General features: G+C 71.1%; 17 protein-coding genes. 3 read left to right on the top strand and 14 right to left on the bottom strand.

The window, feature by feature from the left end; all coding sequences use genetic code 11:
* Nucleotides 1-115: 115 nt before the first annotated feature.
* The 13 genes from FFG40_RS10080 to FFG40_RS10020 form a co-directional block, all read right to left on the bottom strand.
* Nucleotides 116-1,390, bottom strand: a complete 1,275-nt coding sequence (locus FFG40_RS10080; protein ID WP_138803087.1) for an FtsQ-type POTRA domain-containing protein — start codon at nucleotides 1,388-1,390, stop codon at nucleotides 116-118.
* Nucleotides 1,387-2,808 (bottom strand): UDP-N-acetylmuramate--L-alanine ligase, encoded by a 1,422-nt coding sequence (gene murC / locus FFG40_RS10075; RefSeq protein ID WP_138803086.1) that lies wholly within the window; start codon nucleotides 2,806-2,808, stop codon nucleotides 1,387-1,389. The genes FFG40_RS10080 and murC overlap by 4 nt, the downstream gene beginning before the upstream one ends.
* Nucleotides 2,805-3,902 (bottom strand): undecaprenyldiphospho-muramoylpentapeptide beta-N-acetylglucosaminyltransferase, encoded by a 1,098-nt coding sequence (gene murG, locus FFG40_RS10070; RefSeq protein ID WP_138803085.1) that lies wholly within the window; start codon nucleotides 3,900-3,902, stop codon nucleotides 2,805-2,807. Before murG ends, murC begins: the two co-directional genes overlap by 4 nt.
* A complete protein-coding gene (ftsW, locus tag FFG40_RS10065) occupies nucleotides 3,899-5,164 on the bottom strand; it encodes a putative lipid II flippase FtsW (protein ID WP_138803084.1) in 1,266 nt (421 codons plus the stop codon). Before ftsW ends, murG begins: the two co-directional genes overlap by 4 nt.
* A complete protein-coding gene (gene murD / locus FFG40_RS10060) occupies nucleotides 5,127-6,662 on the bottom strand; it encodes a UDP-N-acetylmuramoyl-L-alanine--D-glutamate ligase (RefSeq protein WP_138803083.1) in 1,536 nt (511 codons plus the stop codon). Before murD ends, ftsW begins: the two co-directional genes overlap by 38 nt.
* 4 nt (nucleotides 6,663-6,666) lie before the next feature.
* Nucleotides 6,667-7,770 carry a phospho-N-acetylmuramoyl-pentapeptide-transferase gene (gene mraY, locus FFG40_RS10055; protein WP_138803082.1) on the bottom strand — a complete coding sequence of 368 codons (1,104 nt, stop codon included), beginning with the start codon at nucleotides 7,768-7,770 and terminating at the stop codon, nucleotides 6,667-6,669.
* Nucleotides 7,767-9,242, bottom strand: coding sequence for a UDP-N-acetylmuramoyl-tripeptide--D-alanyl-D-alanine ligase (gene murF / locus FFG40_RS10050; protein WP_138803081.1), 1,476 nt, complete (start codon nucleotides 9,240-9,242; stop codon nucleotides 7,767-7,769). The genes mraY and murF overlap by 4 nt, the downstream gene beginning before the upstream one ends.
* Nucleotides 9,239-10,885: a Mur ligase family protein gene (locus FFG40_RS10045; RefSeq protein WP_138803080.1), complete on the bottom strand. Its 1,647-nt coding sequence runs from the start codon at nucleotides 10,883-10,885 to the stop codon at nucleotides 9,239-9,241. Before FFG40_RS10045 ends, murF begins: the two co-directional genes overlap by 4 nt.
* 14 nt (nucleotides 10,886-10,899) lie before the next feature.
* On the bottom strand, nucleotides 10,900-12,669 hold the full coding sequence (locus FFG40_RS10040) for a penicillin-binding protein 2 (protein ID WP_138803079.1): 1,770 nt from the start codon (nucleotides 12,667-12,669) through the stop codon (nucleotides 10,900-10,902).
* Between the two features lie 49 nt (nucleotides 12,670-12,718).
* Nucleotides 12,719-13,423, bottom strand: coding sequence for a hypothetical protein (locus FFG40_RS10035; protein ID WP_138803078.1), 705 nt, complete (start codon nucleotides 13,421-13,423; stop codon nucleotides 12,719-12,721).
* A 1-nt stretch (nucleotide 13,424) separates the two neighbouring features.
* Nucleotides 13,425-14,390, bottom strand: a complete 966-nt coding sequence (gene rsmH, locus FFG40_RS10030; RefSeq protein ID WP_071405412.1) for a 16S rRNA (cytosine(1402)-N(4))-methyltransferase RsmH — start codon at nucleotides 14,388-14,390, stop codon at nucleotides 13,425-13,427.
* Nucleotides 14,391-14,496: 106 nt separating this feature from the next.
* Nucleotides 14,497-14,928 carry a division/cell wall cluster transcriptional repressor MraZ gene (mraZ, locus tag FFG40_RS10025; RefSeq protein WP_017886616.1) on the bottom strand — a complete coding sequence of 144 codons (432 nt, stop codon included), beginning with the start codon at nucleotides 14,926-14,928 and terminating at the stop codon, nucleotides 14,497-14,499.
* A 749-nt stretch (nucleotides 14,929-15,677) separates the two neighbouring features.
* The gene (locus tag FFG40_RS10020; protein WP_071245712.1) at nucleotides 15,678-16,070 is read right to left on the bottom strand and encodes a DUF3040 domain-containing protein; all 393 of its coding nucleotides are present in this window, start codon (nucleotides 16,068-16,070) and stop codon (nucleotides 15,678-15,680) included.
* A 96-nt stretch (nucleotides 16,071-16,166) separates the two neighbouring features.
* On the opposite strand from FFG40_RS10020, the gene FFG40_RS10015 reads away from it, so the two are divergent.
* A complete protein-coding gene (locus FFG40_RS10015; RefSeq protein WP_027465241.1) occupies nucleotides 16,167-17,285 on the top strand; it encodes a polyprenyl synthetase family protein in 1,119 nt (372 codons plus the stop codon).
* A gap of 70 nt (nucleotides 17,286-17,355) precedes the next feature.
* Here FFG40_RS10015 and FFG40_RS10010 read toward each other — a convergent pair whose 3' ends face one another.
* Nucleotides 17,356-17,712, bottom strand: coding sequence for an Rv2175c family DNA-binding protein (locus FFG40_RS10010; RefSeq protein ID WP_173033316.1), 357 nt, complete (start codon nucleotides 17,710-17,712; stop codon nucleotides 17,356-17,358).
* A gap of 172 nt (nucleotides 17,713-17,884) precedes the next feature.
* Between FFG40_RS10010 and FFG40_RS10005 the strand changes: the two genes are divergently transcribed.
* Together FFG40_RS10005 and pknB are read left to right on the top strand one after the other, a co-directional pair.
* Nucleotides 17,885-19,171 carry a LysM peptidoglycan-binding domain-containing protein gene (locus FFG40_RS10005; protein WP_260678851.1) on the top strand — a complete coding sequence of 429 codons (1,287 nt, stop codon included), beginning with the start codon at nucleotides 17,885-17,887 and terminating at the stop codon, nucleotides 19,169-19,171.
* 82 nt (nucleotides 19,172-19,253) lie between these two features.
* Nucleotides 19,254-21,311, top strand: coding sequence for a Stk1 family PASTA domain-containing Ser/Thr kinase (gene pknB, locus FFG40_RS10000; protein ID WP_138803077.1), 2,058 nt, complete (start codon nucleotides 19,254-19,256; stop codon nucleotides 21,309-21,311).
* Nucleotides 21,312-21,375: the final 64 nt, after the last annotated feature.

The raw sequence follows: 21,375 nt of genomic DNA, 5'->3' as shown, positions 1-21,375 counted from the left end.
TCTACTTGAAGTTCAGGGGCAATGCTGGTAGATGTGGTGCTGGCTTCGACGCTACGGGTGCGTTCGGCGCACTGTCGCCCCGCCACGCCGCGTGTCGCCGATCAGGTCCGGCAATTCAGTCCTTGGCGCGGATCACGCCGTTGTCCGGTGCCGAGACGTCGTACTCGACGACGACGCCGGGGTTCCGCGCCGCGTGGTCCTTGACCAGCGCGGCGAGCAGTTCGGCCTTGGCGTCCGAGTCGTCCGGGCTCCCCCACACGACGGTCGAGCCGTCCTTGAGGGTCAGGGTGACGTCGTCGGCCGTCGACCCGGCGACACGCGTCACCTGGGACCGCACGGTCGACGGCAGTGCCAGCACGACCTCGGTCATGGTGCGGAAGCTCGCGGAACCGAGGCGCGCCCGGCCGATGTCGGCGAGGGGCATCGTGGCGGGACGCTTCGGCGACGACTGCACGACGATGCCCGCGGGGTCGACGAGGTCGAACGTGCTGCCGGACTGCACCGCGACCACCGGCGTGCGCTCGGTCACCGTGACGACGAGCGTGTGCGGCGGAGCTTCCTCGGTCACGTAGCTCTCGATGAGCGGGAAGCCGGCGACGTCCCGCTTGATCGCGTCGAAGTCGAGCCGGGCCAGGGGCGTGCCGATCTGGTCGGACAGCGCCTGGCGCAGCGCGGACTCGTCGACGCGGTCGGTGCCCTTGATCTCGATCGTGCGGAGCGCCATCAGCGGTGAGAACACCGCGACGAGGATCGAGACCCCGAGCACGAGGACGACGCTCGCCGCCGTGATCCACGCGGCGCGACGGTGCCGGCTGCGCCGGGTGAACCGGCGGACCTCGGCACGCTCGAGCAACCGGCGTCGGCGCTTCGCGATGCGTGCCTCACGCGCGGTCTCGGCAGCGCGCACCCGCGCCCCGATGGGCGCCTCGGCGTGCTGGTCGGTCCGGGAGGCACCGGTCGCGTCGAGCACGTCGGTCACGGTCGCGTCGTGGTCGGCTCCACCGCTCGTGGCGGCTCGGCGTTCCGCGTCGCGGCGGTCGGCCTCCGGGTCCCGGTGGTCCTCGTTCGGCGTGTACTCGCGCAGGCGGTCCGCCACGGTGGAGAGTCCGGCGCCGAAGCGGCGTCCGGCCGCACCGGCGAAGGCGCCGACGCGGTCCCGCTGGGGACCGGAGGTGTCGGCGTCGGGCTGGACCGCGGGGGTGGGGTCGACCGTCTCGTCGACCGGGGGTTCCGGGGCGGACGCGGGGCGGGCCTCCCGGTCGTCGGCGACGCGTCCGCGGAACGGGAGCCGCGGCTTCGAGGGACCACGACGCTGCCGGGGCGCTTCCGCGGCCTCGGCCGGGGCGTCCCTGCGGGCGTCCCCCTCGTCGAACCCCTCGGGGCGCTTCACCGGGCCGACGCTCCGTCGGTGCCCAGGGCGCCGAGCACCTGCGGGATGATCCGGTACACGTCGCCGCAGCTGAGCGTCATGATGATGTCGCCGTCACGGGCGACCGCGGCCGCGCGTGCCGCCGCCTCGTCCCAGTCGGGCAGGAACTCGACGCGCGACTGGTCGGCGAAACGCTCCTGCACCAGGGCCCCGGTCACGCCGGGCTCCGGGTCCTCGCGGGCGCCGTAGACGTCGAGCACGACCGTGTGGTCGGCGAGCTCCTCGTACACCTTGGCGAAGTCGCCGGCCATCAGGCGGGTGCGCGAGTACAGGTGCGGCTGGTGGATCGCGATGATGCGGCCGTCGCCGACGACGTTGCGGGCGGCCTTGAGCGCCGCGGCGACCTCGGTCGGGTGGTGGGCGTAGTCGTCGTAGACCGAGACCCCGCGCTCGACGCCGTGCAGCTCGAAGCGGCGCTGCGTGCCGCCGAAGGCCTCGAGCCCGCGGATCGCGTCGGCCGGGGCGACGCCGAGACCGGTCAGGACCGCGAAGGCCCCGACGGCGTTGATCGCGTTGTGCCGGCCGGGCACGCGGAGGGTCAGGTGGTACGCCTCGCCACCGGCGCGGAAGTCGACCTCGACGCCGGCCGACTCGGTGATGCCCTCGATGCGGACGTCCGCGTCGACGGCCTCGCCGAACGTGACGATCTCGGGGGCGTCGGCGCGCTGGCGGATGCCGGCCGTGACCGTCTTCGCACCGGCGTCGTCGCTCGAGATGACGACGCGCTCGCTCGCCTTCGCGGCGAACTCGACGAAGGCCTCGGTGAAGGCCTCCTCGCTGCCGTAGTGGTCCAGGTGGTCGGCGTCGACGTTGGTGACCAGGGCCACGGCGACGTCGTAGAGCAGGAACGAGCCGTCGGACTCGTCGGCCTCGACCACGAACAGGTCGCTGGACCCCGGGGCCGAACTCGTGCCGAGGGACTGGATGACGCCGCCGTTGACGAAGCTCGGGTCGAGGCCGAGCTCGACCATCGCCGTGACGATCATGCCGGTCGAGGTGGTCTTGCCGTGCGCACCGGCGACCGCGACGAGGCGGTGCTCGGCGATCAGGGCGGCGAGGGCCTGCGAGCGGTGGAGCACCGGCAGACCGCGGCGCTGCGCCTCGAGGAGCTCGGGGTTGTCGGGCCAGAGGGCGCTCGTGACGACGATGGTGTCGGCCTGGCCGACGTTCGCCGCGTCGTGACCGATGTGCACGCTCGCGCCGAGGTCGCGCATCGTGCCGGTCGTCTCCGTCTCGCGGGAGTCGCTGCCCGTCACGCGGTGCCCGGCGGCGAGGAACATCCGGGCGATCCCGCTCATGCCCGCGCCGCCGATGCCGACGAAGTGCACCGTGCCCAGGTCGTCCGGGATCGGCTGGGTCAGGTCCGGCTTGATGGTCATCGTTCCTCCGTGGTGCTGGGGGCCTGCTTCGCGGCATCGAGGACCAGGTCGGTCATCCGGTCGGCGCCGTCGCGGTGGCCGACGCTGCCCGCCCGCACGGTCATGTCCGCGATGCGGGAGCGGTCCTGCAGGATGCTCAGCAGCTGGAACGTCACCCAGTCCTGGTCGAATTCCCCGTCGGCCACCAGGACGGCTCCTCCGGCGTCGACGACGTCCTTCGCGTTGTGGCGCTGCTCACCGTTGCCCACCGGGTACGGCACGAGCACACTCGGCAGCCCGACGGCGGTCAGCTCGCACACCATGCCGGCACCCGAGCGCGACACGACGAAGTCGCTCGCGGCGTACGCCAGGTCCATCCGGTCGCAGTAGGGCAGCACGTGGTAGCCGTCGAGGTCGCTCGGGCCGATGTCCGAGGCGGCACCCACGACGTGCAGGATCTGCCAGCCGGCACCCACGATCGTGGCGGCGGACCTGTTGATCGTCCGGTTGATGCTCCGCGCACCCGAGGAGCCGCCGGTCACGAGCAGCACGGGCCGGTCCGGGTCGAGCCCGAACTCGGCGAGCCCCTCGGCCCGGACGGCACGGCGGTCGAGCGACTCGATCTCGCGACGGAGCGGCATGCCGACGACGCGGCCGTGGCGCAGGCGCGTGTTCGAGAAGGTCAGGCCGACGTGCTCGGTCAGGAACGCGGCGAGGCGGTTCGCAAGCCCGGGCTTGGCGTTCTGCTCGTGCACGACGATCGGGGTGCCGGTGCGGCGCGCGGCGATGTACGCCGGAGCGGCCGCGTAGCCACCGACGCCCAGGACCACCTCGATCTCGTGGTCGCGGATGATCTGCTCCGTCCGCTTGACCGCCGCCGCGAAGCGCTGCGGGAAGCGAAGGGCCGCGCCGTTCAGCTTCCGGGGGAACGGCAGGCGCGGGATCGTCAGCAGCTCGTAGCCGCGCATCGGGACGAGGCGGGACTCCAGGCCCTCGGCGGTGCCCAGCACGAGCACCTCGGCGCCCGGCTCCCGCTCGGTCAGCCGGTCGGCGACCGCGAGCAGGGGGTTGACGTGGCCGGCGGTGCCGCCGCCGGCGAAGAGGTACTTGCTCACCGCAGTGATCCGTTCGTGGAGGTCCGGCCGAGTGGGGCGTTCGTCAGGCCGGCGTCGTTCTTGCCGGGCAGGTCACGGGCGAAGGAGAGCACGACGCCGATCGCCACCAGGGTCATGATGAGGGCCGAACCACCGGCCGAGATGAGTGGTAGGGGCACACCGAGCACGGGCAGCAGGCCGAGCACGACGGCGATGTTGATGAGCGCCTGGCCGATGATCCACGCGAGGATGCCACCGGTGACGGTCTTCACGAAGGGGTCGCGGGACTGCCGGATGATCTTGATCATGCCGACGGCGAGCACCACGAACAGGCTGAGCACCACGACGGCGCCGATCAGGCCGAGCTCCTCGCCGATGATCGCGAAGATGTAGTCGTTGTCCGCCTCGGGCAGCCACGACCACTTCGCCTTCGAGTTGCCGAGGCCGACGCCGAACACGCCGCCGGACGCGAGCGCCCACATGCCGTGCACGGGCTGCCAGCAGATGTCCTGGTACTGGCTGGTGTCGGTGCACCCGGACAGCCAGGCGCTGATGCGGGTCGAGCGCGAGGCCGAGGCCATCGTCACGAAGGGCAGCATCACGGCGAACGCACCGAGGCCGACGAGCAGGTGCCGGGCGCGGACGCCGCCGATGTACAGCGCGCCGAACACCAGGATGAGCATGACCATCGCGGTGCCCTGGTCACCGCCGAGGACGACGAGCCCGAGGGAGAGCATCGAGGCGATCCCGATCGGGATGAACACCTCTTTCCAGTCGTCGAGCTTGTCCCGCTTGACGTAGATGATGGCGCCGATGCCGAGCACCAGGCCGAGCTTCACGACCTCGGACGGCTGCGCGGTGAACGACCCGAGCTCGATCCAGTTCCGGTTGCCCTGGATGTCGATGCCGAGCGGGGTGAACACCAGCAGCTGCAGCACGAGCGCCGCGCCGAGCAGCCGCATCGCCCACTTGCGCCAGATCCGGGTCGGGACCCGGCTGGCGATGAGCATGAGCGGCACGCCGAGCACGGCGTACAGGCCCTGACGGGACGCCGCCCCGAAGAAGTCGTGGGTCGCCGCGTACTCCTCGACGCTCGACGAGGACAGCACCATCACGACGCCGAAGACGACGAGGAACAGCGTGACGCCGAGGATCGTGTAGAAGGTGCTGGACTCCGCGACGAAGACGTTCTTGACGGCGACGATCGCGCCGTTGGTCCGTCGTGGGGTCGACGCGGTCCGGCCGTTACGGCTGTTCGGAAGATCCGTCGGTGTCGTCGCCATCGACTTCTCCTCCCAGGTGCTCGTTGACCGCGGCCGCGAAACGCTGCCCCCGGTCGGCGTAGGAGCCGAACTGGTCGAACGACGCCGCCGCCGGGGCGAGGAGGACGGTGTCGCCCGGCCTCGCGACCGATGCGGCATGCCGGACCGCCTCGCGCATGACCTGATCAGTGTCCGTCGTCTCCACCTGGAGCACCGGGACCGTGGACGCGTGTCGCGCGAATGCCTCGAGGACCGGGGTCCGGTCGGTGCCGATCACCACGACGGCGCGGACGCCGGGGCCGAAGCGCTCGACCAGACCGTCGACGTCGACGCCCTTGAACAGGCCGCCGACGATCCACACGACGGTGTCGAACGACGCGAGCGACGCGGTGGCGGCGTGCGGGTTCGTGGCCTTGGAGTCGTCGACCCAGGTGATGCCGTCCGCCTGGGCCACGAGCTCGGTGCGGTGGTGGTCGGCGCGGAACGCCCGGACCGCCGACTGGATGGCGCTCGGCTGGACGGTGCCGGCACGGGCCAGCGCAGCGGCGGCCAGGACGTTCATGGTCATGTGCGGACTGGCGAGTCCGGCGGCCTCGAGGTCGGCGATGGTCGACAGCTCGAGCGCGCTGTTGCGACGGTCCTCGTTGAAGGCCCGGTCGCACAGGACGTCCTCGACGATGCCGACGTCGCCGGGAGCGGGGACGCCGGGGGTGAAGCCGACCGCGCGGCAGCCCTCCACCACGTCGGCCTCCTGCACCATCCGCCGAGTGGCGTCGTCCGAGGTGTTGTAGACGCATGCCATCACGGTGCGCTCGTAGACCTTGGCCTTCGCCGCGCGGTACGCCTCGGCGGAACCGTGCCACTCCAGGTGGTCGTCGGCGATGTTCAGGCAGGCGCTCGCGAGCGGCACCACGGCACCGTCACCGGACGTCGCCGCGTAGTGCAGCTGGTGGCTCGAGAGCTCGACGACGAGCACGTCGTAGCCGACCGGGTCGCGGACGACGTCGAGCACCGGCACGCCGATGTTCCCGCACGCGACGGCACGCAGGCCGCCGGCCTCGTACATCGCGGTCGTGAGCTGTGTCGTCGTGGTCTTGCCGTTCGTGCCCGTGATCGTGATCCAGGGGGCCGCGACCGGGCCGCGGACGACCTTGTCGCGCACGCGCCAGGCGAGCTCGATGTCACCCCAGACGGTGCTGTTCGTCACCGACCACTGCACGGTGGCGTTGTGCGGGGGCAGCCCCGGGGACACGATGACCACGTCGGGTGCCTGCTGCACGAGGGCGTCCGGCACGGCGTCGAGCGGCGTCTGCAGGAACCGGGCACCGATCACGTCGAGCAGCTCGACGCTGTCGGCGGGTGCGTCGGACGAGTAGACCGTCACCTCGCTGCCGAGCTCCACGAGGGTGTCGGCGACCGAGAACCCGGTGGCTCCGAGGCCGAGGACGGCGACGTTCAGTCCCTTCCACCCCTCGGAGTACCAGCTGTCGAGGGACTGGAGGCGGGACGGCGAGGACACCGGGTCAACCAACGCGTGCGATCCATTCGAGGTAGAAGAGTCCGACCCCCGCCGCGACGAAGAGCCCGGCGATGATCCAGAAGCGGACGACGACGGTCACCTCGGCCCACCCCTTCAGTTCGAAGTGGTGGTGCAGCGGACTCATCAGGAAGATGCGCTTGCCGTGGGTGATCTTGAAGTAGGCCCGCTGCAGGATGACGGAGCCGGTGACGATGAAGAACAGGCCACCGATGAGGACGAGCAGCAGCTCGGTGCGGCTGAGGATCGCGAGGCCGGCCAGGGCGCCGCCGAGGCCGAGCGAACCGGTGTCACCGAGGAAGATCTGCGCGGGCGAGGTGTTGTACCAGAGGAACCCGATGAGCCCACCGCAGACCGCGGCCGCGACCACGGCGAGGTCGAGCGGGTTCGACACGGTGTAGCAGGCGTGTGCGGTGTTCGAGTCGAGGCGGGCGCCGCCGCAGATCTGGTTCGACTGCCAGAAGCCGATGATGACGTACGAGCCGATCGCCAGGATGCTCGACCCGGTGGCCAGGCCGTCGAGCCCGTCCGCCACGTTCACGCCGTTCGACGTGGACACCGTCAGCAGGACGATCCAGGCGAGGAACAGCACGGTGCCGATGACGGTGCCGAGCGCCATGAAGTCGAGCCACGGCACGTCGCGGATCGCCGAGATCATCGTGGACGCCGGGGGCTTGCCGTTCGACGTCGGCACGACCAGGGCGATCGTGGCGAAGATGACGCCGACGATGACCTGGCCGAGGATCTTGGCCCAGCCGCCGAGCCCGAGGCTCCGCTGACGCCGCACCTTCAGGAAGTCGTCGATGAAGCCGACGAACCCCAGCCCGACCATCAGGAACAGCACGAGCAGGCCGGACAGCGTGATCGAGTCACGCCCGACGAGGTGGCCGACGAAGTACCCGATCACGGCACCGATGATCAGGACGATGCCGCCCATGGTGGCGGTGCCGCGCTTGGTGTGGTGGGACTGTGGACCGTCGTCACGGATGAACTGCCCCCACCCGAGACGGTGGAAGAGCTTGATGAACGACGGGGTGAGCAGCAACGTGAACACCAGCGACGTGGCGCCGGCGATGAGGAGCGCGATCATTCGGTGACACCTCCGAGGCGGTCGCCGAGGAATCGCAGTTCGGCAGACTTCGAGGACTTGACGAGGACGACGTCGCCGGGGCGGAGCATCTCCTGCATGGCACGGACGGCGTCGTCGACGTCCTCGATGTACACGGACTCGCCGTCCCACGATCCCTCGAGGGTGGCGGCCTGGTGGATGGGCATCGCGCCGCGGCCGACGACCACGAGCTGTCCGATGCCGAGGCGGACGACGAGCCGACCGATGCGGTCGTGCTCCTCGACGGAGAACTCACCGAGCTCGGCCATCTCACCGAGCACGGCGACGGTCCGCTCCCCCGGGCGCACGATCTGCGCCAGGGTCCGCAGCGCCGCCGCGGTGGAGTCGGGCGACGCGTTGTACGCGTCGTTGATCACGGTGACGCCCTCGGGGCCGCCCTGGAGCAGCTCCATGCGCCAGCGCTCGGCGCGCGTCATCGACGCGAGCGACGCGGCGCCGTCGGCGAGCGGGACGCCCCACAGGTGGGCGACGGTGAGCGCGGCGGACGCGTTCATGGCGTGGTGCTCACCCAGGATCGCGAGGCGCACGTCGACGTGATCCGGGCCTCCAGGCTGTCCTGGAGGCGCGGTGAGGGTGAAGCGGGTGCCGCTGCGGTCCGTCTCGATGCCGGTGATGCGGTAGTCGGCCTCCGCCGACGTGCCGAAGCCGACCACGCGCGCGGCCGTCAGGTCGCGCATCGACGCGACGCGGTCGTCGTCGACGTTGAGCAGGGCCGTCGCGGTCTCGGGCAGGTCGGTGACCATCTCGGACTTCGCGCGCTGTGTCGCCTCGATGCCGCCGAACTCGCCGGCGTGCGCGAGGCCCACCTTGAGGACGACGCCGAGGTCGGGCTCGGCGATCGAGACGAGCTTGGCGATGTGGCCGACGCCGCTCGCGCCCATCTCGACCACCAGGTACCGGGTGTCGTAGGTGACGCGGAGCATCGAGATCGGTGCGCCGACGTGGTTGTTGAACGACCCCTCGGGCGCGACGGTCGCGCCGTGCTGCTCGAGGATCGTGCGGAGCATGTTCTTCGTGCTCGTCTTGCCGTTCGAGCCGGTGATGCCGACGACCCGCAGGGGTGCCGGGCGACCGTCGGCGTCGACACGGTCCGTGGTGCTCATCCGGACGCGCGTGACGACCTCGTGCGCGAGCGCGGCGAGGGCCTCGTACCCGTCTGCGACGACGATCTGCGGCGCGGTCGTGTCCACGCGCTCGGGCGTGATCACCAGGGCGGCACCGGCGTCGACGGCCGCGGCCACGAAGCGTCGGCCGTCGGTGACCTCACCGGGCAGGGCGAAGAAGACGCTGCCGGGGCGGACCAGGCGCGAGTCGGTCTCGACCGAGCCCTCGACGACCAGGTCGCCGGGCTCGGCGACGTCGGTCGCCTGCGCGCCGCCGATCAGCTCGCCGCCGACCGCGGTGGCGATCTCGGCGAGGGTCATGGCGATCATCGGACGTCCTCCGCCGGACCGGAGTTCGGCTCCCAGCCGGCCTCGCGCAGGGCCGCGCGGGCCTCGTCACGGGCGGAGTAGGGCGTGCGGACGCCCTGGATGTCGCGGTAGTCCTGGTGCCCTGGGCCGGCCCAGAGGATCGAGTCCCCCTCGCCGACCAGGCTCACGGCCGTGCGGATCGCGGCCTCGGGCGGGCTGACCTCGTGGATCTCGTGGTCCGGGAAGGCGGCACGTGCGGCGTCGACCAGGGTCTTCCGGATCGATGCGGCGTCCTCGAAGCGCGGGTGGTGGTCGGTGACGACCAGGATGTCGCTGCCGGCCGCGGCCACGCGGGCCATGTCGCCGCGCTTCGTGGTGTCGCGGTCGCCGTCGGCGCCGAACAGCATGAGGACCTTGCCGGAGGTGAACTGCCGGACCGCGGCGAGGGTGTTCTCGAAGGCGTCGGCACTGTGACCGAAGTCGACGTAGACGCTCGGGCCGTGCTCGCCGGAGACGCGCTCGGTGCGGCCGGGCAGGTAGCACTCGATGGCGGAGACGCGGTGCGGCTCGCCGTCGCGCTCGCTCGCGTCGTCCTCGTCCGGGTAGCGGCGGTGGCCCGACTCGAGCGCGTGCGCGATGGCACCGAGCTCGAACCCGCCCTCGACGAGCATGACGATCGCGAGTGCCGCGTTCGCCGCCATGTGCCAGCCGATCAGCGGCACACGGGTCGTCAGCTCGCGACCCTCGGGGCCGGTCAGACGGAACTCGGTGTAGGCGGCGTGCGCCTCGACGATGTCGACGTGCCACTCGGCCTCGACGTCCGGGTGCACCGTGATCGTGGTCACGGGGATGCGGGAGTCCTGCACCACGCGGTGGCCCCAGTCGGTGTCCAGCGAGACGACGCCGCGACGGGCGTGCTCGGGCTGGAACAGCGGGAGCTTCGCCTGGTAGTACTCCTCCATGTCGGCGTAGTCGTCGAGGTGGTCGTGCGACAGGTTCGTGAAGGCCGCGACGTCGAAGACGATGCCGTCGACGCGGTGCCGGCTGAGGGCCTGTGCGCTGACCTCGACGGCGACCGCACGGACCTCGCTCTCGCGCATGCGGGCGAGGAGCGCGTGCATCTCGCTGGCCTCGGGCGTGGTCAGGCGGCTCGTCACGCTGAGCGAACCGATGTGGCGCTCCGCGGTCGAGCTCAGGCCGGTGACCAGGCCGAGCTGCTTGAGGATGCCCTCGAGGATGTACGACGTGCTCGTCTTGCCGTTCGTGCCGGTGACGGCGAACAGCTGCGGCAGGTCGGTGGCCTCGTCGGGGTGCGTGCGGTAGACCCACGCCGCGACGTCGCCGAGGGCGGCGCGGGGGTCGTCGACGACGAGCACCGGCAGCCCGGACGGCTCGACCAGGGCGACGCCGTCCTGGTCGGTCAGGACGGCGACGGCGCCACGCTCGGCGGCCTCCGTCGCGAACTGTGCGCCGTGCCGGTTCGCACCGTGCACGCCGACGAACAGGTCACCCGGCTGCACCTCGGTGGCGCTCAGCGTGACACCGGTGGTCTCGATGCTGTCGACCGAGCCGACGACTCGCAGACCGAACGCGTTGGCGAGTTCGGAGACGGCCCTCGGGGTCGGGTGTTCGGGTCGGAGGACCGGGGGGATCCGTGCGGACAAGTGTTCCTTCTTCCTCACCACGTGGACGGGTAGAGCTTCGCCTCGGACGCGGAGGGGGCTACTCGGTACTTCTCGAGCACCTGGGACATGAGTGTGCGGAACGCCGGAGCCGCTCCGCTGGACCACTTGTTGGTCTGCGGCTTCGTGAACGTCACCGTGACAACATACTGGGGGTCTTCGGCGGGTGCCATTCCGGCCACCGACGTGATGCGCTGACCGCCGTAGCCCTGCGACCCCTCGGCCACCTCGGCGGTCCCCGTCTTCGCGGCGATGTTGTAGCCGGAGATCGGCTTCATGCCCACCAGCGTGCCCCCCGTGACGACGCTCTGCAGCATGCCGGTGACCTGCGTGGCGGCGGCTGCGGAGACGACCCGCTGCTTCTGCACGTCGGGCGCGTCGATCGTCTTGCCGTCCGCCGTGGTGCAGCCCTTGACGAAGTGCAGCGGGATCCGGACACCGTCGTTCGCGATGGTCTGGAACACGCTCGCGACCTGCACCGCCGTGGTCGAGATGCCCTGGCCGAACATCGAGTTGATGTTCGTCTGCTGGTCCCAGTTCGGGGTGGTGCCGTAGTCCATCGACGGCTGGCCCGGGTAGTCGATCGCCGTCTCCGGCTCGAACAGCCCGAACTTCTTCATGTAGTCGAAGCGCTGCTGGGCCGTCAACCGTGCGCCGAGCTCGGTGATGCCGACGTTCGACGAGTTCTGCAGGATGCCGGTGAGCGTGAGGTTCTCGGTGGCGTGGAACTCGGAGTCGTGGATCGTGCCGCCCCAGGGGAACGTGCGCGAGTACGGCACGACGGCCTGGTCGGTCGGGCTCGACTTGCCCTGGTCGAGCAGTGCCGCGGCGATGGCGGCCTTGATCGTGGAGCCCGGCTCGTACGACGCCGTCAGGGCACGGGAACCGAAGGCACCCTTGTCGGTCGTGGCGTCGACGTCGTTCGGGTCGACCGTCGGGTAGTCCGCGACCGCCAGCAGCTCACCCGTCTTGACGCTCGTGACCGTCGCCGTCGCGGACTCCGCCTGCAGGGTCTTGGCCGCGGACGCGATGGTCTGCTGCGCCATGTACTGCAGGTCGCTGTCGATGGTGGTCTCGAGCGTGCCGCCGTCCTTGGCCTTCTTCGTGGTCACGGTGCTGCCAGGGAGCTGCACGCCGTCCTCGCCGCGCTCGTACGTCTCGGAGCCGTTGGTGCCCGCCAGGCACTGGTTGTAGGAGTACTCCAGGCCGGCCTGGGCGCCGTCCGTGCCCATGAAGCCGGTCAGGTTGCCCGTCGTCGCACCCGTCGGGTACACCCGCGCCGCCTGCGGCTCCGGGTAGAGCCAGGGGATGCCGAGCGCACGCACGGCCTCGTAGTGCTGCACGTCGAGGCCCTTGACCAGGTACGCGAAGTCGGACTTCGGGTTCGCGGCGATGTTCTTCCGCATGGTCGCGACGTCACCGCCGGAGGCCTTCGCCAGCGCACTCAGGGCGGTGCCGACACTGACGTCCTTGATGCGGGTGCCGCCGAGCTTGCCCTTGAAGCCCTTCACCAGACGCGGCGAGGTCGTGATGTTGTACCGGGTGACGCTGTCCGCGAGTTCGGTGCCGTTGCGGTCCACGATCGACCCGCGGGTGCCGTAGATCGTCACGGGGATGCTGCGCTTCTGGGCGGACGCCTTGTTCAGCTCCGACGCCTGGACGACCTGGATGTCGACGAGCCGCACCACGAACACCCCGACGAGGGCGATCACGGCGAGCATCACGATGCTGTAGCGCAGGCGTCGGTTGCGGATCGTCTTCGTCACGCGGTGCGGTCCTTCCCGGGCGGTGCTGAGGGTGCGGCGGACCCGCTGGTCACCGGGTGGAGGGCGCCTGGAGCGGGTTCGCGTCGGACTCTACGGACGACTTCGCCGTCCCCTGGTCCGACGCGCTGGCGCCGCTCGTCTTCTCAGACGTGGCGGTGCCGCTCGTCTTCTCGGACGGCGCGGTGCCGTCGGCGGATCCCGTGGTGCCCGTCGTGTCCGTCGTGTCCGTCGTGCCGGTCTCCTTGCTGGTGGAGGTGTCCCCCGGCTTCGTGGCCAGCGGCACGTCGCTCAGCAGCGAGTTCGGCACCTGGTTCTCGGTGGACGCCGTGGCCTCGTCGGGCTTCGCCGGGGTCGGCGTGCCGTACACACGACCGGTCTTCGGGTCGAGGTACACCGGCGTCGAGTTGGCGATCATGCCGAGCGACTGGGCGTTGCGGGCCAGGTTCTGCGGCGAGTCGAGGACCCGGAGCTGCTCGGACAGCGACTGCTGCGTGCGGGACAGGTTCGTCTGCTCGGCCGACAGCGAGTTGAGCGTGTAGGCGCCCTGGCTGAGCACCATGCTGATGCCGAGCTGGGCCAGCAGCAGGATCCCGAGCGCGGCGACGGCCACCACGGCGTACCCGATGCGGGGGCGTGCCCGGCGCTGGGCCGCGGTCGGGGTGACCTCGACCAGCTCGGGGCGGTGCTGACGGTCGGGGCGCGGGGCCCGCGACGGGACGACCGCAGGGTCGACGAGTGCGAGGTTCGTGCTCATGTCAGTTCCGGATCCGCTCGGCCGCGCGCAGGCGCACGGGGGTTGCTCGGGGGTTGGCGGCGCGTTCGGCCTCGTCGGCCAGCTCGGCGCCCTTGACGATCAGGGAGAAGGTGGGGGCGTGCTCGGGCAGCTCCACCGGCAGGCCGGCGGGGGCGCTCGACTTCGTGCGCTCCACCAGTGCCCGCTTGACGATGCGGTCCTCGAGGGACTGGTACGACTCGACGACGATCCGACCGCCGACCGCGATGGCGTCGAGCGCCGCCGGGATCGCCCGCTCGAGCACGCTGAGTTCGGCGTTGACCTCGATGCGGAGCGCCTGGAAGACGCGCTTGGCGGGGTGCCCCTGGCGCTGGATGGCGACCGGGGTCGCGTCGTGCAGCACCTGGACCAGGTCGCCGGACATCTCGAACGGCTTCGTCGCCCGCCGCTCGACGATCGCTCGGGCGTAGCGGCCGGCCAGCTTCTCCTCGCCGTAGCGCTGGAAGATGCGGCGGAGTTCGCCCTCGTCGTAGGTGGCCAGGACGTCGGCGGCGGTCTGCCCCTCGGTCCGGTCCATCCGCATGTCGAGCGGGGCGTCCTGGCTGTACGCGAACCCGCGCTCGGCCCGGTCGAGCTGCAGCGAGCTCACGCCGAGGTCGAAGAGCACGCCGTCGACCTTCGTGAAGCCCTCGCCCTCGATCGCGTCGACGATGCCGTCGTACACGGTGTGCACGAGCCGGACGCGGTCACCGAAGCGGGCCAGGCGCTCCCCCGCGATGCCGAGTGCGTCGGTGTCCCGGTCGAGCCCGATGAGCGTGAGCTCCGGGAACCGCTCGAGCAGACCCTCGGAGTGGCCGCCCATGCCGAGCGTGGCGTCGACGACGACCTTGCCCGGGCCCTCGAGCGTCGGCGTGAACAGGTCGACGATGCGCTGGAGCATCACCGGCGTGTGCGGGAAGCGTGGCGTCTCGTTGTCGTTGTCGGCCATGTGCAGCCCCTCGTCTCCTGGGCCGTGGGTCCGGATCCCCATCCATGCGACCTGACACCGGGGAAGTGGCGTCAGGGCTTCACGGCTGGGAGTCCCGATCCGCGGATCAGAAGATCCCCGGGATCACCTCCTCGTCGTTGTCGGCGAATGCCTCTTCGGCTTCGGCGTAGTAGGCCTCCCACGCGGGGGTGGACCAGATCTCGGCACGGTCACCGCTGCCGATGACCGTGAGGTCCCGTTCGAGCCCCGCGTACTCGCGGAGGTTCTGCGGGATCGTCACGCGGTTCTGCTTGTCGGGCTGTTCGGCGCTGGCCCCCGAGAGGAACAGACGCATGTAGTCCCTGGTGCGCTTCGACGTCATCGGGGCGGTCCGGATGCGCTCGTGGAGTTCCTCGAACGTCCGGGCACTGAAGACCACGACGCAGCGTTCCTGGCCGCGGGTCATCACGAGCCCGCCGGACAGTTCGTCCCGGAACTTGGCGGGGAGGATCACGCGACCCTTCTCGTCGAGCTTCGGGGCATGAGTACCGAGCAGCACGTCGGGCCTCCCCTCCGCTCCACCGGACCGTTGCGAGCCCCACTTTACTCCACTCCCCTCCCCACGCCCAGGTTTCCGCTCCCTTTTCGGCCCGCGACACCCCTACTGGGGGCACGCAGACCGGAATGGACCAGGCAGCGACGACCCCCGAGGCCCGGAATCATGCGGTTCGACAGCACCGGGGATGGCGTGGAGGAAAGTGGAGGACTTTCGCAGCCGGTGGAGCGCCCCGGGGCGCGCCGCGGGTTCGGGGTCGGCCCCGCCACGCCCGGCTTCCGGTCAGCGCGCGGTCACGACGTGCCGCCGCCACCACCCCGAGTGGTCACCGACCGTCGCCCGCGCCGGCCCCAGCCGACTGTTCCCGCACCTTCGGCGACCCGCACGCGGCATGTCGTGACCACTCGCGCACGCACGCGGCGACGGTCCACCCCGGCCTGGAGGCCCGCCCCACCCTCGCCGCGGTGCCCACGCGGGCGCATGGTCGACCCCACCACGCCCGGCTGCCGGCCAGCGCACGGTCACGACATGCCCGCCGCCGCGACGCCGAGTGGTCACGAACCGTCGCTTGCGCGGGCCCCGGCCGACAGTTCCCGCACCCTCGGCAACCCGCACGCGGCGTGTCGTGACCACTCGCGCGGCACGATCCCGCCCCCGGAAACACGAAACGGGGCCGACCCGAAGGCCGACCCCGTGGAGGAGTGTGGAGGGAGTCCTGACGACTCCTGTCAGCTACTGACTCTGATCGTTTACTAGCTCTGGTCGTTGCGCTTGTCCCAGCGCTCGTTCATCCGGTCCATGAAGGACCCGCCGCCACCGGTGGACGGACGCGCCGACCCACCGGACGCGGGCTTGCCCGGTCGAGCGGGCTTCGCCTTCGGGGCACGCATGCCCGGGCGCAGCGCGAACAGGACACCGGCGAGCATCACGACGAAGCCGAGGATGCCCAGCAGCGGCGCCTTGATGACGAGGCCGACGATGACGATGGCGACCCCGGCGAGTGCGCCGAGGACCCCGAGCGTGATGGCTGTGTACGTCGGACGACCCTGTCGACGTGTGACACGAGCCACGAAATCGGAATCGTTCTGGTAGAGGCTGCGCTCCATCTCTTCGAGAAGGCGCTGCTCCTGTTCCGAGAGCGGCATCTTGGTTCCCTCTGTTCCTGGGATCGACGCGGGGTTGAAAAACGCGGGTTGAGTGGACCGATTCTATGCCTCGACCACTCCACTAGGGTAGGGATCGTGGCTGAGAGTACGCGATTAGTGGACCTCGTATCGGCGCGTATCGACCGGGCACTCGACGAGCAGCGTGAACGGCTCCTCGCGATCAGCCCCGACCTCGCGCCGTTCGACCGGTACGCACGAGACCTGTTGTCCGGCGGCAAGCGCTTCCGGGCACTGTTCTGCTACTGGGGATGGCAGTCGGTGGCGGGCCGTTCGGGCTCGTTCGACCCGCTGGCCGAAGGGTCCCGGCAGACCACCGCCGAGGCGGTCGTCACGGTCGCCGCCGCGCTCGAGGTCTTCCACGCCGCCGCCCTGGTGCACGACGACATCATGGACCGCTCGGACACCCGCCGCGGGCGTCCGGCCGCGCACCGCCGCTTCGAGTCCCTGCACGAGGAGTCCGGCTTCGTCGGCGACCGCGGGCAGTACGGCACGAACTCCGCGCTGCTCCTCGGCGACCTGCTGCTCTCGCTGAGCGACTCGGTCTTCGACGAGGGCCTCGCGCTCCTCGACCCGGTGCGGGCCCGCATCGTCCGCCAGGAGTTCCACGCGATGCGCCTCGACGTCACGGCGGGGCAGTACCTCGACGTGCACGAGGAGACCGCCTGGCCGGTCATCGACGAGTCCGAGCACCTGCTCCGCGCCCAGCGCGTCATCGTCTTCAAGTCGGCGAAGTACTCGATCGAGGCCCCGCTGGTCATCGGTGCCCTCGTCGCCGGCGCGAGCGACTCACAGCTCGAGGGCCTCCGCGCCTTCGGACTCCCCCTCGGCGTGGCGTACCAGCTCCGCGACGACATGCTCGGGGTCTTCGGCGATCCCGAGGTCACCGGCAAGCCGGCCGGCGACGACCTGCGCGAGGGCAAGCGCACCGTCCTCATCGCCTCGGCGCGCAAGACGCTGGCGAACGGCCCGCGGCAGCTCCTGGACGAGCTCCTCGGAGACCCCGACCTCGACGAGGAGCAGGTGCAGATGCTCCGCGCGACCCTCACCGAGTCCGGCGCCGTGGCCGCCGTGGAGCGGTCGATCGAGCGGCACGTCCAGCGCGCCAAGGCGGCGCTCGACGCCTCGCCGCTGACGCCGTCGGCGCGCGAACAGCTCGCGTCGCTGGCCGACACGGTCAGCCGCCGGTCGTCCTAGACGCGAGGCAAGGACAGACAGGAGGCCCGTGGCGACACCGCCACGGGCCTCCTGTCCGTCCTGATGGCGTCTAGAGCAGCGACTGGGCGACGCGACGCACCTCGGCCTTGCGGCCGGCGCGGAGCGCCGCGATCGGCGTGGTGCCCATCGCGTCGTCGACGGTGAGCATCCAGCGCACCGCCTCGTCGTCGGTGAAGCCGTTGTCGCCGAGCACGATCAGCGTGCCGCGGAGCTCGGGCATCGGCTCCCCGTCCTCGAGGAACTCGACCGGCACGCGCAGCACACCGCCGACGCGGGCTGCCAGCAGGGTCTTCTGCTCGAAGAGTCGGTGGATCCGTCCGGGGCTCGTGCTGAACATGTCCACCAGCTCGGGGACGGTCAGCCAGCGTTCGGAGAGGGACAGGTCGTCGGCGGGTGCGGCACTCACACGCCCATGGTGCCAGAGTGACCGCCGGAGTGAATCCGCCTCGTTCGTCACATTCGTCACATCCACCCCATCTGACTCTCTGGTTGACTTGGGAATCAGGCCATGCCAGCGTTGTGGCACCTGTGAGTGCGCGCATGCGTGCGCACGGCTCAGTCGAGATCAGGAGAAACCCGTGGACCACGCTGCAGACGAAGTCGCCCGGCGCGCACGATCCGCCCGGTTCGCCACCATGCCCATCGTCCTCGCGGGCACGATCGCCGTGACCGCCGGCCTGACCGGCCCGATCGCGCACGTCGAGCCGCGGCACGACCACGCCGACGCGAACCACAAGCGCCACGTCGACCAGGACCGCGCCGTGACCGACCGCCCGGTGTTCGGCACCGCCGTCGCCCGGCCGACGCAGACCGTCGTGCGGACGGTCGCCGCCACCACGAAGGCCCCCACGACCGCTGTGCCCACGAACTACACCGTCCGCCACGGCGACACGGTCTCGGGCATCGCCGCCCGCTTCGGCCTGTCGGCGCAGGAGATCCTCGTGCGCAACGGCCTCGGCTGGAACACGATCATCCACCCCGGGCAGACGCTCCACCTCGCATCGACGCCCGCCGTCACCACCGCATCGGTGCGGACCTCCGGGTCGACCGGCGGCTCCGGCTCGGACACCTCGAACTACCACGTGAAGCAGGGCGACACCGTCTCCGCCATCGCGTCCCGCGTCGGCGTGTCGACCACGGCGCTCCTCAGCGCGAACAAGCTGTCGCAGCGCAGCGTCATCTACCCCGGGCAGACGCTCCGGGTGCCGCACGGCACGTCGTCGACGCCGTCGGTGTCCACCGCCTCGGCCCCGTCGACGAAGACGAGCGTGAAGATCAGCGCCGGCGACACCGTCGCCTCGATCGCCGCCGCGCACCACGTCTCCGTCAAGTCGCTCCTGTCGGCGAACGGCCTGTCGTACACGAGCACGATCTACGCCGGCAAGACGCTCGTCATCCCGTCGTCGAACGCCACCGCCGCACCAGCGGTCTCGGCGAGTGCGGCGGTCAGCGGTGCCGTCGGCCTGAGCGCCGAGCAGCGCCAGAACGCCGCGACCATCGTGGCCGTCGGTCGATCACTGGGCGTCCCGGACCGCGGCATCGTCGTGGCCCTCGCCGCCGCGATGCAGGAGTCGAGCCTCCGGAACCTGCCGCACGGCGACCGCGACTCGGTCGGCCTCTTCCAGCAGCGTCCGAGCCAGGGTTGGGGCAGCGCGCTGAAGCTGCAGGACCCGGCGCACGCCACCGCGCTGTTCTTCGGCGGGCGACACAACCCGAACGCCGGCAAGACCCGCGGCCTGCTCGACGTGCCCGGTTGGTCCTCGATGAGCATCACCGACGCGGCCCAGGCCGTGCAGCTCTCCGCCTACCCGAAGGCCTACGCCACCTGGGCGAGCGCCGCCGAGGGCTGGCTGGCGACGCTCTGAGCCTCATCCGGAAGATCGAGATTGGGTCACGGGCGGTGCGCCGGTGCGTCCGAGTGCGGTTCCGATTCGTAGAATGCCGCCGATGACCACCAACGCCGCCACGGATCCGATGATCGGTCGCATGATCGATCAGCGGTACCGCGTCCGCTCCCGCATCGCGCGCGGGGGCATGGCGACCGTCTACCTCGCGACCGACGTGCGCCTCGAGCGACGCGTCGCGATCAAGATCATGCACGGGCACCTGGCCGACGACCAGGCCTTCCGTGAGCGCTTCATCCAGGAAGCCCGGTCGGCGGCCCGGCTGTCGCACCCGAACCTGGTGGGCGTGTACGACCAGGGCGCCGAGGGCGAGATCGCCTACATCGTCATGGAGTACATCCCCGGCATCACGCTCCGGGACCTGCTGCAAGAGCACCACGCCCTGACGCCCGAGCAGGCGACCGACATCCTGCGCGCCGTGCTGGCCGGCCTCGCCTCGGCCCACCGCGCCGGGATCGTGCACCGCGACCTGAAGCCCGAGAACGTCCTGCTCGCCGACGACGGCCGCATCAAGCTCGGCGACTTCGGCCTGGCCCGGGCCACGACCGCGAACACGGCGACCGGCGCGGCCCTGCTCGGCACGATCGCCTACCTGTCCCCCGAGCTCGTGACCCGCGGCGCCGCCGACTCGCGCAGCGACATCTACGCGCTCGGCATCATGCTGTACGAGATGCTCACCGGCGAGCAGCCCTACAAGGGCGAGCAGCCGATGCAGATCGCGTACCAGCACGCCAACGACTCCGTGCCGGCACCGAGCGCCGCCGTGTCCGGGGTGCCGCCGGAGCTCGACGAGCTGGTCGCCTGGTCGACCGCACGCGACCCCGAGGACCGCCCCCGCGACGCCCGCGAGATGCTCGACCACATGGCGGGCAACCAGCAGCGTGCGACCGGCCAGTACCGCACCGCCGTGCTCCGGCCCGAGAACGGCACCGCGATCCTGCCCTCGGGTGGCGCCGGCACGCTCGGCGCGGCAGCGGCCGCAGGAGCCGCAGGTGCGGACGAGACCGCCATAATCGACCGGTCCGGCGACCGCGACACCGGCGACCGCGGTCGAGCACCCGCCCGTGCGCGCGGCAACGCCCCGGGACCCCGTCGGACCGGCGCCCAGCCGGGCGTGCTCTCCCCCGCCGGACAGCGGCTCGCCGACCAGTCGGCGAAGCGACGGAAGCGCGGCTGGATCCTGCTGTCCGTGGTCGTCGTGCTCGCGCTGATCGGCGCCGGCTTCGGCTGGTACTTCGGCCCGGGGCCGGGTGGCAACGTGCGGATCCCGGAAGTCACGGGCAAGTCGGTCTCGCAGGCCCGGCAGCTGCTCGAAGCACAGGGCCTGCAGGCGGCGTCGAAGACCGGGACACGGTTCGACGCCGTCGTCGCGAAGGGGCAGGTCTCCACGACCAAGCCCGCCCCGAAGCGCGAGGTGCAGAAGGGCACGGCGGTGCAGATCGTCGTGTCGAACGGCCCCCGGATGATCCCGCTGCCGGCGATCGTCGGGCAGCCGCTCTCCACCGTGACGGCCGCGCTCGACGACGACTTCGAGCTGCAGGACGACCGGTACGAGTTCTCCGCCGACGCCCCGAAGGACACCGTGGTCGCGGCGACCGGTCGCGCGTCCGGCGGCAAGCCGCTCGACCTCACGACGGTGAAGGCCTACGGCGAGACCGGGCCGGTCACGCTGACCGTCTCGCTCGGCCCCGTACCCGACGTGGTCGGCAAGACGGCCGACGAGGCCGCCGCTGCACTCGATGACGTCGGACTGATCCTCGGCGCCCGCACCGAGGAGTACAGCGAGACCGTGCCAGCGGGCCAGATCGTCTCCGCCGCCGTGCAGGACTCCCCAGCCGTGCGCGGGTCCGCGGTGGACGTCGTCGTGTCGAAGGGGCCGACGCCGATCACCGTGCCCGAGGACGGCGTCGTCGGGGCGACGATCAACGAGGCGACGAAGACCCTCGAGGACCTCGGCCTCAAGGTCTCCGTGCCCGACTGCACGAACATCCTCTGCGGCTTCTACGACTGGAAGTCGTCGCTGCCCGTCACCGGCACCGACCCGGGGGCCGGCGCCACCGTCTACCGCGGCGACACGGTCACCCTGTCCTACGACCAGTAGGGGCCGGGGCGGACGCTGCACGGGCGGTGTGCCGCCAGAGCGACACTGTCTCGCCCGACAGCGC

The organism is Curtobacterium sp. KBS0715, from assembly GCF_005938005.2.
Classification (GTDB): domain Bacteria; phylum Actinomycetota; class Actinomycetes; order Actinomycetales; family Microbacteriaceae; genus Curtobacterium; species Curtobacterium flaccumfaciens.
Note: the sequence above shows the minus strand (reverse complement) of the source record. Positions and strands in the feature narration are given on the sequence as shown.